The organism is Rhodococcus sp. PSi06 (assembly GCF_054960675.1).
The window spans coordinates 104,236-118,198 of record NZ_JBHNYO010000015.1; the positions used below are offsets into that span (position 1 = coordinate 104,236).

17 protein-coding genes are annotated in these 13,963 nt (G+C 66.7%); 6 read left to right on the top strand and 11 right to left on the bottom strand.

Translation table 11 applies throughout. The features are described 5' to 3' along the window. Positions 1–5: 5 nt before the first annotated feature. Positions 6–917, top strand: coding sequence for a DUF5926 family protein (locus ACFI9K_RS19655; protein ID WP_462665059.1), 912 nt, complete (start codon positions 6–8; stop codon positions 915–917). A gap of 132 nt (positions 918–1,049) precedes the next feature. Here the strand turns inward: ACFI9K_RS19655 and ACFI9K_RS19660 are convergent, their stop codons facing one another. The 5 genes from ACFI9K_RS19660 to ACFI9K_RS19680 all read right to left on the bottom strand — a co-directional run bounded on the left by ACFI9K_RS19660 (position 1,050) and on the right by ACFI9K_RS19680 (position 5,667). Next, entirely contained in the window at positions 1,050–1,604 is a 555-nt protein-coding gene (locus tag ACFI9K_RS19660) for a ferritin (RefSeq protein WP_462665060.1), read from the bottom strand. Positions 1,605–1,716: 112 nt separating this feature from the next. Next, positions 1,717–2,265, bottom strand: coding sequence for a ferritin (locus ACFI9K_RS19665; RefSeq protein ID WP_462665061.1), 549 nt, complete (start codon positions 2,263–2,265; stop codon positions 1,717–1,719). A gap of 29 nt (positions 2,266–2,294) precedes the next feature. Continuing rightward, a complete protein-coding gene (locus ACFI9K_RS19670) occupies positions 2,295–3,551 on the bottom strand; it encodes an LCP family protein (RefSeq protein ID WP_462665109.1) in 1,257 nt (418 codons plus the stop codon). Between the two features lie 506 nt (positions 3,552–4,057). Then, a complete protein-coding gene (locus ACFI9K_RS19675) occupies positions 4,058–4,867 on the bottom strand; it encodes a CPBP family intramembrane glutamic endopeptidase (protein ID WP_462665062.1) in 810 nt (269 codons plus the stop codon). 32 nt (positions 4,868–4,899) lie between these two features. Continuing rightward, complete coding sequence (locus ACFI9K_RS19680) at positions 4,900–5,667, bottom strand: DUF2470 domain-containing protein (protein WP_462665063.1); 768 nt, start codon at positions 5,665–5,667, stop codon at positions 4,900–4,902. A 114-nt stretch (positions 5,668–5,781) separates the two neighbouring features. Between ACFI9K_RS19680 and ACFI9K_RS19685 the strand changes: the two genes are divergently transcribed. The 3 genes from ACFI9K_RS19685 to ACFI9K_RS19695 are packed head-to-tail and all read left to right on the top strand — an operon-like array spanning position 5,782 to position 8,126. Further along, complete coding sequence (locus ACFI9K_RS19685; protein ID WP_462665064.1) at positions 5,782–6,504, top strand: hypothetical protein; 723 nt, start codon at positions 5,782–5,784, stop codon at positions 6,502–6,504. Positions 6,505–6,513: 9 nt separating this feature from the next. Next, positions 6,514–7,464 carry a prephenate dehydratase gene (pheA, locus tag ACFI9K_RS19690; RefSeq protein WP_462665065.1) on the top strand — a complete coding sequence of 317 codons (951 nt, stop codon included), beginning with the start codon at positions 6,514–6,516 and terminating at the stop codon, positions 7,462–7,464. Then, positions 7,461–8,126 (top strand): histidine phosphatase family protein, encoded by a 666-nt coding sequence (locus ACFI9K_RS19695; RefSeq protein WP_462665110.1) that lies wholly within the window; start codon positions 7,461–7,463, stop codon positions 8,124–8,126. Before pheA ends, ACFI9K_RS19695 begins: the two co-directional genes overlap by 4 nt. Before the next feature lie 36 nt (positions 8,127–8,162). On the opposite strand, the gene ACFI9K_RS19700 is transcribed toward ACFI9K_RS19695, so the two are convergent. From ACFI9K_RS19700 to ACFI9K_RS19715, 4 genes are all read right to left on the bottom strand, one after another. Then, entirely contained in the window at positions 8,163–8,981 is an 819-nt protein-coding gene (locus tag ACFI9K_RS19700) for an ESX secretion-associated protein EspG (RefSeq protein ID WP_462665066.1), read from the bottom strand. Continuing rightward, positions 8,978–10,174, bottom strand: a complete 1,197-nt coding sequence (locus tag ACFI9K_RS19705; RefSeq protein WP_462665067.1) for a PPE domain-containing protein — start codon at positions 10,172–10,174, stop codon at positions 8,978–8,980. The genes ACFI9K_RS19700 and ACFI9K_RS19705 overlap by 4 nt, the downstream gene beginning before the upstream one ends. Positions 10,175–10,240: 66 nt before the next feature. Then, complete coding sequence (locus ACFI9K_RS19710) at positions 10,241–10,543, bottom strand: PE family protein (protein WP_222095617.1); 303 nt, start codon at positions 10,541–10,543, stop codon at positions 10,241–10,243. A gap of 87 nt (positions 10,544–10,630) precedes the next feature. Next, positions 10,631–11,197 (bottom strand): histidine phosphatase family protein, encoded by a 567-nt coding sequence (locus tag ACFI9K_RS19715; protein WP_462665068.1) that lies wholly within the window; start codon positions 11,195–11,197, stop codon positions 10,631–10,633. 245 nt (positions 11,198–11,442) lie between these two features. Between ACFI9K_RS19715 and ACFI9K_RS19720 the strand changes: the two genes are divergently transcribed. Both ACFI9K_RS19720 and ACFI9K_RS19725 read left to right on the top strand, forming a co-directional pair. After that, positions 11,443–11,637 carry a CbtB domain-containing protein gene (locus ACFI9K_RS19720; protein ID WP_032381168.1) on the top strand — a complete coding sequence of 65 codons (195 nt, stop codon included), beginning with the start codon at positions 11,443–11,445 and terminating at the stop codon, positions 11,635–11,637. Then, on the top strand, positions 11,628–12,425 hold the full coding sequence (locus ACFI9K_RS19725; protein WP_462665069.1) for a CbtA family protein: 798 nt from the start codon (positions 11,628–11,630) through the stop codon (positions 12,423–12,425). Before ACFI9K_RS19720 ends, ACFI9K_RS19725 begins: the two co-directional genes overlap by 10 nt. Positions 12,426–12,533: 108 nt before the next feature. Here ACFI9K_RS19725 and ACFI9K_RS19730 read toward each other — a convergent pair whose 3' ends face one another. Together ACFI9K_RS19730 and ACFI9K_RS19735 are read right to left on the bottom strand one after the other, a co-directional pair. Then, positions 12,534–12,878, bottom strand: coding sequence for a metallopeptidase family protein (locus tag ACFI9K_RS19730; protein WP_462665111.1), 345 nt, complete (start codon positions 12,876–12,878; stop codon positions 12,534–12,536). Positions 12,879–12,880: 2 nt separating this feature from the next. Next, positions 12,881–13,963, bottom strand: a complete 1,083-nt coding sequence (locus ACFI9K_RS19735; RefSeq protein WP_462665070.1) for a septum formation family protein — start codon at positions 13,961–13,963, stop codon at positions 12,881–12,883.

Consider the following 13,963-nt stretch of genomic DNA (forward strand, 5'->3'; position numbering starts at 1 on the left):
CGAGCGTGGGTAAGAGCAAAAGAAACAGCGGACCGAAGCAGGACAGCAACCGAGCGGCGAAGCTGGCGCAGCGTGAGGCCGAGCGCGCGAGCATCGACTCGGCGTCGACTCGCCCGTTCGAGGGCCTGGCCGCTGAATGCGATCTGGTAGCACTGCGTGAGTTCGTCCCGTCCGCGACGGCCACCGCGCCGATCACCGTGGATGGACGGACCATCACGTTGGCGACCGTGCTCCCCGGAGCAGTGGCAGGCCTGGTGCGTGAAGAAGCGGGCAACGTCGAGGGATTCGTCGGCCTGCAGGTTCAGACGCAGTCGAAAGATGTTGCAGCAGATATCAGTAGCGCTCTGGGCTGGGTTTCGACTGCATCGGCGGGTGAGTCTCTGGAAGCCGCGAAGGTGGACGAGAACACTCCCGCGTTGACCGATGTGCTCGACGCGTCCGCGTTACTCGAGATCACCGTCCACCAGGACTTCAACTGGTGGATTCCCGAAAGTGCCACTCCTGCAGCCGATGTCGCCGCCACCGTGGAACGTGCGAACCAGGCGATCATGCCGTCGGCACGGATCGAAGCGGACGGGGTCGTTGCGGCCTGGTGGGTCGATGCCGGCGACAAGGCGCATATCCGATGGGTTCGGCCGGAGAGCGAGGACGACGTGATGCTCGCTCTCGCTCGGCTGCACGCAGCGGGCGATCTGAACCTGGGCGAGGGATCGCGTTACGCGGGTTCGTTCCGCACTCATGGGTTGCTGGTGCCGGTATTCGATCTCGATCCCGACATGCATCCCACCGAATGGGCTGCGCCGACAAAGGAATTCGGCGACAAGCTCAACGACGCACTGGCGGTGGACGCTCCGCTCACCGGATCGCAGCTGCGCTCGCGTGATGGTCTGCGCGGTCGTCAGGTCACACTGCGCTGACCTATCCCGGGCGGGACATACGGCCGGAAAGATGTGTACGGACAACGCAGAACGGGTGGCCGGGCGAACAAGAAATCTTGTTCACTCGGCCACCCGTATGAGCGTGCTATTCGCCCCCGGTTACAGCGGGATCTACAGCGATCCGCCGGCGACGGTGGGTGCGCCTGCGTCTGCGACCACGCTGGTGTTCATCTCGCGGGCAACGAACTGCTCGAGATCGAACAAGTTGTGGCCGGCGCGGTCTGCGATGTTCAGCAGCGTCTTCATGCTGGCAACCTCCTCGACCTGCTCCTTGAGGAACCACTGCATGAACTGCTCGCCGAGGTAGTCGCCTTCTTCGCGGGCGGTGCTCGCCAGAGCGATGATCTGCTCGGTGACGGTCTCTTCCTGCGCCAGCGCCAGGGCGATGGCCTCACGAGGATCGGTGAAGACGGACTTCGACGCGTCGACGCCGGTCAGCTCGACGGTGATGTCGCGATCGAGGAAGTACTGCACGATCATCATCGCGTGGTTGCGCTCTTCGACCGACTGCGCGTAGAAGTGCTTGGCCAGCTGCGGCAGATCGACATTCGCGAAGTAGACAGCGGTGGCGATGTACTGCTGCGAGGCGTTGAACTCGTTGCGAATCTGGTCGCGAAGAAGTGCATGGAACTTGGTGTGGCTGGTTTCTCTGATGTCTACGCTCATGGCGAGGACAATATGCCTGGTCAGAGCGCCTTGTCATCCAAGTCGAACCTTATTGAGGCGAACGTTGCCTAATACAGTGGATCCTAAATGTCCGCTCTGAGCAGGGCGCACGCTACGCGCTCCCGGCCTCCTTCGGCGCGTTGGTGGCGCGGATCACCGATGCGCCGATCTCGCGGGCGACGTACTGCTCGATGTCGAACAGATTGGATCCGGCCCGCCGAACGATGTTGAGCAGACTCTGCATCGCCGCCACCTCCTCGACCTGCTCGGTGAGGAACCAGTGGGTGAACTGCTCGCCGATGTAGTCACCCTCGGCCCGGGCAGCGCGTGCGAGCGCGGTGATCTGCTCGGTCACGGTCGACTCCTGTGCCAGTGCCATTTCGACCGGCTCCACCACCGACGCGAACGCCGTCACCACGTCGTCGATGCTCGATGCGTCGACGTCGAGCCGATTGTCGATGAGGAATCGAATCATCATCATCGCGTGCCGACGCTCTTCGGCGGACTGGGTGTAGAAGCGCGTGGCCAGTTGCGGAAGGTCGTTTCGGTCGAACCACACCGCGATCGCGACGTACTGCTGCGATGCGGTGAACTCGTGCCGCACCTGGGCGCGCAGAAGATCGTGAAACGACGCGGCGGGCTGAGCAGACGGCGATGTCATGGTTCACAACCTACCCATGCACTCGGGGATCAGGGTCCGCCGGTCAGCAGGTCCGGTGGGATTTCGCGATCCTGGGCGATGGCGTCGAAGAATGCCGGCGCGCGAGTGTCGTCCCACAGCAGCACGTTTCCGACATCGGAGTCCTGGAATCCGCCAACCGGCACGGTTGTCGTCACCGGACCGCCGCGCATCGCCCAGGCCAAGGCGGCCAGGTTCCAGATGTGGTCTCCGTCGTCGACACTCAACGACGACGCGGTGTCGGAAATCAGGGGCCACAATCGCAGTGGATTCAGAAAAGTGGATGCGCTGGTGGCCTTTTCGAGCAGGGCCGACATGAACGCACGTTGATTGTTCATTCGGTCCAGATCGGCCAGCGCAGTCGCACGAGACCGCACGAAGCCGAGCGCCTCGGACCCGGTGAGATCCTGGCAGCCTGCGGGAATGTTGATGCCCGCCAACGGATCGTCGATCGCATTCTGCACGCACACGTTCACCCCGCCGACCGCGTCGACTATCCCGGCGAAGCCGCCGAAGCCAATCTCCGCGTAGTGGTCGATGTGAACCCCGGTCGCGCCCTCGACCGTCTGCACGAGCAGTGACGGTCCACCGAATGCGAAGGCCGCGTTGAGCTTGTCCTCGCCGTTGCCAGGAATCGGAACGTAGGAATCTCGCGGCAGACTGACCATCGTCGTCGCGCCGCCACCCTCGGGGATGTGGATCAGAATGATCGTGTCGGTGCGGCTCGGACCCACCTCGCCGCCGGTGGCCAACGCAGCCTCCTGCTCCGGCGTCAGGCCCGCCCGTGAATCCGATCCGACGAGAAGCCAATTGGTGCCGGGGGTGTCGCCGACGCGACCGGGGTACGAGGTGAGTGCGTCCACACGCGTCAACGAGCTGTCGACGTAGTAGACGGCACCGCCTATACCGAGCACGAGGACGAGCAACACGATCAGAAAGCGCCGACCCCAGCGTCTGCGCTTGCGTGGCTTCGCAGCCTTGGGTGGACGCGAATCTCGTTGTGGTCGGGCAGGTTGCGGCCGCGCGGGCTCCGGTCGGCGTTGCGCAGGCGCTGCGGGTTGCCTGCTCTCGTCGGTGAACGGCTCCGGTTGCTGGCGCGGGGCATACCCGGTGCGGCCCGGTTGCTCGTCCGACGTTCGTGAGTACTGACGCGTCGAATTCGAGGGACCGGGCGTTGAAGGCGAACCGGCGTCCGGTGCTTGCGACCACGCCTGCTGCGCTGCTGCCGAGGGGGCCGGTCCGGGGATCGGTCGCCCGTCGCGTCGGATGAACTCGGTGCCCTCCGGAACCTGCCCAGGCGGTGGTCCCGGACGGTGCGGCGGTGGCGGGGTGTAACGACGTGGGTCGCGGTTGGGCAGCGGCTGACCGGGTCGATACCCGCGAGGAGGCGGCTGCTGGCCGGACGGCTGTCGGTACGGCCGCTGGCCGGGTTGCTGCGCGTCCGATTGTTGCGGTCCCGGATGTTGGCGGCCCGGTTGCTGCGGCCCCGGCTGTTGCCGGCCCGGTTGGTACCGGTTGGGCGGCTGTTGGTCGGTTGGCTGTCGGCGGGGTGGTTGCTGCGGGGGCCGGCCCCCGGCACCAGGAGGCGGGGGCACTCGATTGGGTCGATCTGCCGAACCGGGCCGAGGTGCTGGGTCGGGTCGGCCGTGACCGGAGGGCGGCGTTCGCCGGTCCGGCGCGCCGTGCCGTCCGTAGCGATCGTCGTCGTTCACGGGTCGACTGTAGCTGTCGGCGCGGGAACACCATGGTTCCTCGCGCATGGATCAGGTCGGATTCAGGGCAGCCACGACAGATGTTCGCGTAGAAGGGCGTAGCCGACGAAGGCGACGATATCGATGAGAGCGTGGGCGATCAGCAGTGGCCACAGTCTGCCGGTGCGCTGCCAGTACCGGCCGAACACCAGGCCCATCAGGAAGTTTCCGACGCCGCCGCCTACACCCTGATAGAGGTGGTAGCTCCCGCGCAGCAGCGACGACCACAGCAGGGACGCGTTCTCACCGAGCCCGAGTCTGCGCAGCCGCGAGATCAGGTACGCCACGACGATGATCTCCTCGGCACCGGAGTTGGCCAGCGCGTACAGAATCAGGGCGGGCACCCGCCACCAGTGGTCGTCCAGTGCGCTGGGAACGACGTTGAGATTGAAGCCGAGAGCGTTGCCCACGAGATACAACGCCAGCCCGGGCAATCCGATCAGCGCCGCGAGTCCGACACCGTGACCGAGGTCGATCTTCAGGCGCGGTCTGCCCAGTCCGATCGCCCGCGGTGCCAGATCGGCTCGCCATAGCAGGTACAGGCCCAGACCGCCCCACGCGCACAGGCGCAGAATGCTCAGCAGCTGAAACAGCAGGTCGATCAGGCTGAAACTCGATCGCGACGAATTCAGTGCCACCGTCTGATCGGACAGGGCGGCGCTCTGCAGAGCGTCTTCGACCAGAGACAGAATGCTGCTCATCCCGCTCAGACCGAACGTCACCAGTAGGACGATCGCGATCTCGACCTTGATGGTGGTGCGCTCGCGGGCGTCGGGGAGGGGAGCTGTGGGCTCCGGCGGCGGTGGCGTCAACCAGCTCTTGAAGTCGATCACCGCACGAGTCTGCCCTTTTTCGTAAGGCTAGGTCAGCCGCGGGCGCGCAAGCCGTTGAGGAACGGGCAGCCGGCCAGCACGCGCAGTGCACGGCTGAGCGAGACGATGTCGTCGACGGGCTCGGCGAATCCCAAGCGAACGTCGTTGTCGCCGTGTTCGCCCTCGATGCGCAGCCGAATTCCGTAGCGATCTATGCCGAGGGGACGGACCCGCCCCTGTCGCAACGACGGTGGGAGGCGTCGGGACAGTTGAGCGAGCAGATCGGGATGGTCGGAATCGAGGTGCTCGAGCCAGCTGGTTTCCATCTCCCAGAACGGATCCGGGTCGGCTGCCAGCAGCGATTCGACGTCGACGGGTTCGGCACCGGTACTGTCTGCGACCACCGCGGAACCGACGATCAGCCGCATCAGCGAGGTGGTGTGGCCGACGTCGAGCAGAGCCGGATGGGGATGCTCCGCAGCCACCGCGCCGGCCATGGGACGCATCAGTGATGGCGGGACCGGACGCAGATCGCCGCGAAGCCACACCAGCGAGCGCACCGGTTCGCGCAGTGCGAGAGGCGCGTGATCGGTGAGTTCGAGGACGGCAGGAATGCCGGCCCGGGAGGACTGCCAGGTGGCGGAGTCGTCGATGGTGTCGGCGGGAACGGCCAGGATCATCTCGCCGTTGAGGCGCAGATGGTGCAGGGACGTGATCACCGGGTCGCTGCCGTCGATGGCCAGGGCGGCACCCTCGGCACGCATGCAGGCACTGCGTACGCGTTCGGCGGTGGACGGTCCGGTGGTGGTTGCGCCGAGCATGGGCTCCTCCGATGCGATCGGGTGGCTATAGGTGAGGCATACCTAAGTAATGTCTACCTAAGTTATACGGGTGTGGCGGGGATCGCAAGAGCGTCCCGGGGCTACGGTGAAGGTGTGCCGATTCCGTTGACCCTCGGTGTGCCACACCGCCCCGACCCGAACGCACTCGTACACGGGTTGCTGCTGCCGATCTGCTCCGACGTCGCCGAGTTGAACGCCGCCCCCCGAGGGGCCGAATACGGCCCGCCCGTCGTCCGAGCATCGACTCTGATCGCCTCGACGGGCGCGGACGATCTCGGGCGCATCGTGGTGCACCTCGACGTCGATCCGGACGAACTCCGTGCTCAGCGGACCGGCGGCTACGAGGTGGTTCGCTTCGACGTGGACGCCCCCGCCGAGCATCTCGCCGACGCGCTCGCGCTGAGGTTGCCTTCGCCGGTGGTCGTCTTCCCGGTGTTCGACGCCATCGACGTGGCCGAGACCGCGGAGACCGTCGTCTTCGCCCATCGCACTCCGGGCATCAGCGTCGCCGACACCCCGCGACGCATCGCCGACGTGCTCGCCGTGGTCTCCCATTCGGATGTGGGCCTGATCGCCCGCGCAGAGACCGGCGACGACGTGCTGGCGATCCTCGCTGCAACGGTGGCATCACTGCGCGGCGACGACATCGGAGCTGCTCTGGCCTCTCCGAACGTGCCCGCGCTGCGTGCCCTGATCCCCGAGGCTGCCGAGGCGGTGCGTGAGGTGCTGCTCGGAGTCGAGATCGCCGACGCGGTCGCGGCTCGTTCGCGGCTCGTCGAGGTCGGTTTGATCGCTTCGGGGACGTCGACAACGTAACCTCGAGGCGTGCCTCGCATCGCTTATTTCGGCCCGTCCGGAACGTTCACGGAGATGGCGCTGGCGCAGTTCGAAAAGCTCGGAACCATCGCCGCCGTCGGGCCGGACGGTGCCGTCGAGTGGGACGGTGCCGTCGAGCGGGTGACGGCAGCAAGCCCGCCCGCGGCACTCGAGGCCGTGCGCTCGGGTGCCGCGGATGCGGCCGTCGTCCCCATCGAGAGTTCCATCGAGGGTGCGGTGCCCCCGACCCTCGACGCGTTGTCCGAGGGGCGACGGCTGCAGATCGTCGCCGAGACCGAAATCGAAGTGGCCTTCACGATCCTCGGTCGACCCGGCGTCACCCTCGACTCGGCCCGCACCATCAGCGCCTACCCCATCGCACTGAACCAGGTGCGTCAGTGGTTGCAGGCCACGATGCCCGATGCGGAGATCCAGTCCGCATCGTCGAATGCCGGTGCAGCAGAAGACGTTGCCGCCGGAATCGCCGACGCGGCGGTGTCCACGCGGTTGGCCGGCGAGCGACTGTCGCTGCCGACGCTGGCCGACGGCATCATCGACGTCAAGGGCGCGCGAACCCGCTTCGTGCTGGTGACACCGCCTCGGCCGGTGGCTCCCCGCACCGGTGCCGACCGCACCGCCGTGGTGCTCGAGCCGCCGAACGATCCCGGTACCCTGCCGGCGGCGTTGGCCGAGTTCGGGATACGCAACATCGACCTCACCTTCATCGAATCTCGTCCTACCCGTTCGGAATTCGGCACCTACAGATTCTTCGTGGACTGCGCGGGCCATGTCGAGGACCCACTCGTCGCCGAGGCGCTCACGGCGTTCCATCGCAAGATGCCGCTGCGTTTCCTCGGATCGTGGCCGGTCTCGACGGGAGCCAATGGTTCGGTGCCCCCGCCGATCGACGAACACGTGCAGTGGCTCAGCGACATCCGCGCCGGACGAGGTGACCTCTGATGGGCAAGTTGATCCTCGTGCGGCACGGTCAGACCGTCGCGAACGTCGCGAAAGTGTTGGACACCGCACCACCCGGAGCCGAGTTGACCGAGCTGGGTCACCGACAGGCAGAGAGCTACGCCCACACCTGGGTGGGGCACCCGCCCGCCGTCCTGGTGTCTTCGGTTGCGTTGCGCGCCAAGCAAACTGCCGGCTACATCGAGCGTGCGACCGGTGTTCCTCTCGTCGTGACCGAAGGTCTTCAGGAGACCTTCGCCGGAGACCTGGAAGACCGAGACGACCCCGATGCGCACCGGGAGTTCACCGAGATCTTCCATCGCTGGCACACCGGGGATCTGAGCGCGGCGGTGCCGGGCGGAGACAGTGGGCACTCTGTGCTGGAGCGCTACGTGCCGGTGCTCGAGACTCTGCGCGCGCAGTACCTCGGTGACGACACGGCCGGCGATGTCGTCGTCGTGAGCCACGGTGCCGCGATCAGACTGGTGGCGGCGGTACTGGCAGGCGTGGACGGCACATTCGCAGCCGACAACCATCTGGACAACACCCAGACCGTCGAGCTGCTGCCACTGCCGGGCGGGGGCTGGGCCTGCGGCAGATGGGGCACATTCGAGCCGCCGTTCGAGGGCAAGGGCAGCGAGAAGGCCGACAACCCGATCAGCTGAGTCAGCACGGACGAGAGCTGGTCAGTGCTGAGCTTGCTACACCGCGTGTTCTCGAGCCGCCTCGATCAGCTCGGTCAGCGCCGCCGCCACCTTGCGGTCCGTCGCACCGGTCAACGAGCTCCAGGGCGTGCCGTCAGCGGCAATGGTCGAGGTGGCGACCATGCGTCCGGCTCGAACGTCGAACAGGGCAACGGGTCCACCGGCCCGGTGCCGAGTGCCGTGCCTGGGGGCCACGGCCGTGATCTCGGTTCTGCCGGCGCACGTGGCCATGGCCGAGGCGAGGGCTACGGCGCGGTCGTCGGCGATTCCGATACGCATCAGGCGGGACGCGGTTGCCCCGACATCGCTCGGTGCAGCATCGAGGGCCTCGGCCAACAAAGCGGTGGGTGCGTTGATGATGCCCGGGTCGAACGGCGTGGCGGAGCCGAGAGTGGCAGTCATGTCTCGGGCCGGGTCGCCGTGGACGACGCGGAGGGTGACGACGTCATCGCGCCGTACCGCGGAAACAGTGATCCGGTTGTCGGACGCAACACAGATACGGGTGGTGGGCGCGGGTTCATCGATGTCGAATACGCGTGCCGAGACGTACCAGTGCGGTTGTTCGAGGACCCGCAGCCACTGCTCGAGATCCTCGTGCACGCGGCCGCCGGTGATCAGGCCGACGCTATCCAGTGCGGCGCGGCCACGGCCGAGGGCGCGATCGCGGTCCGCGACGTCGTCGAAGCGAGGAAACACGTCGAGGACGACGGGTAGTTCGGCTATCGACAGCTCGTCGACCAGGAAATCCATCTCGTCGGTGCCGAGCGTGGCGTTCGGCAGTGTGTAGCCCACCGGCACGGTTCCCAAGTCGATCAACGGCCGTTCCCGCTGGTATCGGCCACAGGCAGGGCCGGATCTGCACCGATAACGGACGGTGCGACGGTACGGCCGTCCGCGAAATGCTCGAACTGCTTGAGGTAGTCCGGGGTCTCGTGCTCGTCGTCCTCGGCCTGCCCGCGCGCGCCCGACGCCGGAGCGCCGGCACCGCCGGCCCCACGCTGAGCCAGGCCCCCGTCGGCTGCGGCGGATGGGCCGTACGCGTTGGCGGGGCCGCTCTGACCGGCACCGGAGAGCGCCGAACCTCCGCCGACCGAACCACCTCCGGCCGGGCCCAAGGCCGAGCCGGAGAGTCCGCCGCTGCCGACGATCCCGAGTCCGCCGCCGGCTCCGAACGAGACCGGACGCGTGGAGGCCGGGCCGACCGCCGGAGATGCCGAACCGCCGGGTGCGAATGCGTGACCACCGCCGCCCATTCCGGATCCGCCGGACAGTGCCGTCGACCCGATTCCGGACGCGGCCGTGGCCACGGTGGAAACACCGGTACTGGCGATGGAGGTGGCAGCGCTACCGATCTGGCCGGCCGCCGCGGCGACGCCCGGGTTCTGTGCAGCCGCCATCACGCCGCCGAGAGCAGCCTGAACGGGTGAGGTCATCAGGGCACCGTTGGCGAACTTGCCGAGTCCACTGCCGGTATCGGACACGATCGCGGGGGGATGGTCGAACGTGGTCTTGACGATGCGGTGCGAGGAGACCAGCTCGAAACCCTCCATCACCATGGCTGCGCGAATGTCGAGCAATCGATCTGCGACCTCGGCTGCCTCGTAGCTGCCGTTCAGCGCGCCGCCCGTCGAGGCCGCGGTGACCTTCGCTGCCTGCACGGCACCGATTTCGACCAGCGACGGCATGGTCGCGAGGGCGACGCCGTAAGTGGTCCCGGCGGCCGGGGCCTCGACCGACAGTGCGGCCGCTTTCAGTGCCGTGGCACCGGTCCAGGTTGCGAAACGTGCCAGCGCGGCCTGCGCGAGGAGAGCCGATTCGCCCTCCCAGCCGGCGGTCAACGCCGCAGTGACAGCGGCGATACTCGCCGACGCCTCCGTGAACGCCGCCGCGAGCGAACCCCACGCGCCGCCCGCCACGTGCAGCGGCACCGGACCCGGCCCGAGCAATCGCGCCGAATTTCCCGTTGCCGTGCGTGGTAGCCACACCACACCTGTCACTCCGAGCGTCATCCTCTAGCCCCCATGATGTTCGAGCACTGCGTCGTTTGCTGTGGTGCGATCGATTCGGTTCGAGCGTCAGAAGCCGGGAAGGCCGCCTGCCGTGTCGTCGTCGGTGGCCACGTAGTCCGCGGCCTGCTTCCGGAGTTCCTCGGCGGCGCGATGTAGCTCTGAAATACCCTGTGCGGCAGCAGGTCCGAAGGTATCGGCCGCGGTACCGAAGAATCGTTCGTTGAGCAGGGAGACCTCGTCGGTGCCCGGCGGAAGTGGCCGAACCGGGATCGCCGTTGCGGCGACGGCGGCCTGCAACCTGGCGGCAACCGCATCGAGCTCCGACGCAGCGAGCTGCAATGCCACCGGATCCACCTTGATGACCGTCATCAGCCACGCCCCCCGATCGAAGAACTTCCACTGTCGGTAGGTAGGACGCCACCGTGCTCGGTTTGGTTCCACCGACGCGAAAATTGTTCAGATCGCCTTCTCGGCCACCGCGCCGATCGTCCACGCGCCACCGCGACGACTGACGGACGTACGGCTCAGCGGCGACACGTCGACCCGCCAGAACGACCGAACCGGAGCCTCCAACACCGACACCACCACCGCCCGGATCACTGCGGGGGAGGTCACCGCCAGCGTGCGACCGGGCGTCGAACCGACATCGTCGAGCCACGTCCGTACGCGAGAGAACAACGACTCCAGAGATTCGCCGCCCGGCGGCACGAACGCCGGATCGGTCAGCCACGCCATCGCGTCGGCGTCGGGCAGATCGGTCATCTCGAGGCCGGACCACCTGCCGTAGTCGATGTCGGCCAACGCGGGTTCGATCGAGATGTCGGTGCCGAAGGTCTGCGCCGTGGCCGACGATCGTGATTCCGGGCCGGACAGAACGCGGTCGGCTCGGGGAATGTCGGTCACCGCGGCGAGGTCTCGAAGTCCAGCGTCATCCAGTGGTTCGTCGCCGGGAAACCGGCCGGTGCGCATCGCGGCGGTTCTGCCGTGACTCACCAGGATCAAGCGGGTCACGGGCGCAGGCACTCGATCATTCTGGCATCGAGCTGGGGTCGGGCCGGACAGCGATTGACACAACGTCGCGTTCGGTGCCACAGTTCGCAGGTTGGACGCGATGTATGCAGGTAATCCGGTGAAAATCCGGAACGGTTGCGCCACTGTGATCGACGTCGGGCATATGTCCGAATTCGAAAGCCAGAAAACTCGTACATCGCATGGCCGTCTCTTCTTTTCGGAAGGGACTACGGGACGCATATCCCAGGAGGACACCCATGGCAATTACCCATTCCCCCAGTAATACGACGGAGTCGGCTGCGCTTGCCGTCATCGTCGCCGCAACGATTCTGCTCGCCTTCGTCGTGCTCTATCTCGTCGGATTCGATCAGGGCGCTATCTCCCGCAGTGGCATGTACATGCACGAACTGATGCACGACGGCCGCCACCTGCTGGGACTGCCATGCCACTGACCGACACCGCATCCGGTCCCACGCTCCAGGGGACCTTCGTTCAGTTGTTGCTACGAGGTCTGCTCGCCGGACTCGTTGCCGGCCTGCTCGCCGGAGCCGTCGCATTCGTCGTCGGTGAACCCCACATCGACTCGGCCATCTCCATCGAGGAGTCGGCAGGCGAGGCACATCACGTCGACTCCGACGCGCCCGCTGCGCACTCCCACGGCGACGAGGAAGCTCTCGTCAGTCGGGACGGCCAACGCGTCGGACTGTTTCTCGCCACCGGACTGGCCGGCCTGGCACTCGGCGCGATCTTCGCGTCGGTACTGCACTATGCCCGACGCTTCAGCACCCTCCCGGGCTCGATCCTCGCGCTCGTCGGGGCAGTCGGCGGCTGGTTGGCCATCGAAGCCGTGCCGTTCTTCAAGTACCCGGCGAACCCGCCGGCCGTCGGAGATCCGGACACCATCACCCAGCGCACCTGGCTGTGGCTGGCGTCGGTGATTCTGGGTCTGTTGGCCGTCGGAGTTGCGATCTACGTGGCGAAGGTCGTCGCGTCGCAGCAGTCGGTGGCAGTCCGCGTCGGCGCACCGACAGTGGCGTTCCTGGTGATCGTCGGCATCGGGTACGCACTGCTCCCGGGTGTGAACGAGGTGGGCTCGGACTTCCCCGCAACCCTGCTCTGGGAATTCCGCCTGTCGTCGTTGGCCACCCAGGCCACGCTGTGGCTGGCCCTGGGATTGGGCTTCGCGTTCCTCACCGATCGCGCAGTCCGACCTGTCCGCCGAGAGGCAGTGTCGGCGTAAACCCCGCGTCCGCCCCTGTTGGGATCAATGCGCCTTTGTTGCAGTCTGACCGACTGAAACCCACATTGATCCCAACCTGGGGTGGGTGTTCGGGCGGGGCGAGCGCGATCAGCCGAATCCGAGTTGATGCAGGCGCTCGTCGTCGATGCCGAAGTGATGTCCGATTTCGTGTGCCACGGTGATGGCGATTTGACGTCGAGCTTCGGTTTCGTCGTCGACCATGTCGAGGATCGGCTTGCGGTAGATGGTGATGACGTCGGGCAGGTGTCCGCTGTATTCGTAGCGTTCGGTGAGTGCGATGCCCTCGTACAACCCGAGGATGTCCTCGGTGGGGTGCTCTTCCTCGACGAGGACGACCACGTTGTTCATGAAGTCGGTGAGCTCACGCGGCAGGGTGTCGAGGGCGTCGGACACGGCTTCCTCGAAGTCGACGCGCGTCATGTGGACGGGGATGTCTACCCTCCGGTGGTGATCGGGGCGGCACCCGGCAGCGGCGTCGGCAGCGCGCGGCCGTCGGGAGCCGAGGGCGGCGGGACGGGCGCCGCGCCGTTGATGAGGATGTCGCCCTTGGCGCTGCCGACGATGGTCGCGAAGCCGCCGGACTCGAGTTCCTTGCCCACCGAACACGTCACCTGACGGCTTCCGGCGAGCCAGCTCGCGACGTCGATGGTGTCCCAGAACAGGGTCAGCGTCTTGTCGCGCAACGCAGTGTCCGAGCCGAGGTACCCGTTGACGGCGTCGGTGCAGGTGCCTTCCAGGTAGGCGTCCTGATCTCCCTCGGACGGATGCCCGCCGGGGAACTGTTGCGTCAGGTTGATCACCGACGCCACCTCGAAGGCGTGTGGTGCCGAGCAGTCCACCGGATCGGCAGGCACGTTCTGATTGATGCCGATGCAGGTGCCCGTCGGCCAGACCTTGGACTGATCCTGGTCGAGGATCGAACCGGTCATCTCCAGCAGCGCTCCGGTGTTCGACGGCATCTGCACGCCGCAGCGCAGGGTCCGCTCGCCCTTGGCCCATCCGGCTTGGCTGGGGAACATCAGTCCGACGCCGAAGAGACCGTGGGGATCGAACTTGGCACCGACGTAATCGTCGACGGCGGCCGTGCAGTGCTCGTCACGCAGCTGACCGAACCGAATGGATCCGGGATATTGCGAGCCGGGGCCGAACTCGACGCCGGGGTAGACGCTCATGTCGATGTCGCGAGCGACCTCGAAGCGGTGTGGATCGGCGCACGACACCTCGGCGAGATCCTGCCGGTCCGTCTCCGGATCGTCGGTGGGCGTCCATTGCAGGCACGTACCGGGATCGGCCGCACCGAAGGAGGACGCAGACACGGGTCCGTCGGTGGCCGGACCGCTGGTCGCAGAGTGTGTGGTGATCTTCTCGGGTGCCGAGAAACCGTCTGCCAAGAACGCCGTCGCACCCGCGGCCAGCACTGCACCGACCGCAACCATGGCAAGCCCACGTCGGGCGGTGGTTGCGGAGAGAGTTCGCCTGTTCGGGCTCGCCGGGGGGTCTGTTTCGTTCTCGGACAT

Bases quoted from the DNA above. Each gene is read 5' to 3' on its own strand.
- ACFI9K_RS19660 (WP_462665060.1), bottom strand. From the start codon at position 1,604: ATGAGCGTAGACATCAGAGAAACCAGCCACACCAAGTTCCATGCACTT.
- ACFI9K_RS19665 (WP_462665061.1), bottom strand. From the start codon at position 2,265: ATGACATCGCCGTCTGCTCAGCCCGCCGCGTCGTTTCACGATCTTCTG.
- ACFI9K_RS19680 (WP_462665063.1), bottom strand. From the start codon at position 5,667: ATGCTCGGCGCAACCACCACCGGACCGTCCACCGCCGAACGCGTACGC.
- ACFI9K_RS19705 (WP_462665067.1), bottom strand. From the start codon at position 10,174: ATGACGCTCGGAGTGACAGGTGTGGTGTGGCTACCACGCACGGCAACG.
- ACFI9K_RS19710 (WP_222095617.1), bottom strand. From the start codon at position 10,543: ATGACGGTCATCAAGGTGGATCCGGTGGCATTGCAGCTCGCTGCGTCG.
- ACFI9K_RS19720 (WP_032381168.1), top strand. From the start codon at position 11,443: ATGGCAATTACCCATTCCCCCAGTAATACGACGGAGTCGGCTGCGCTT.
- ACFI9K_RS19725 (WP_462665069.1), top strand. From the start codon at position 11,628: ATGCCACTGACCGACACCGCATCCGGTCCCACGCTCCAGGGGACCTTC.
- ACFI9K_RS19735 (WP_462665070.1), bottom strand. From the start codon at position 13,963: ATGTCCGAGAACGAAACAGACCCCCCGGCGAGCCCGAACAGGCGAACT.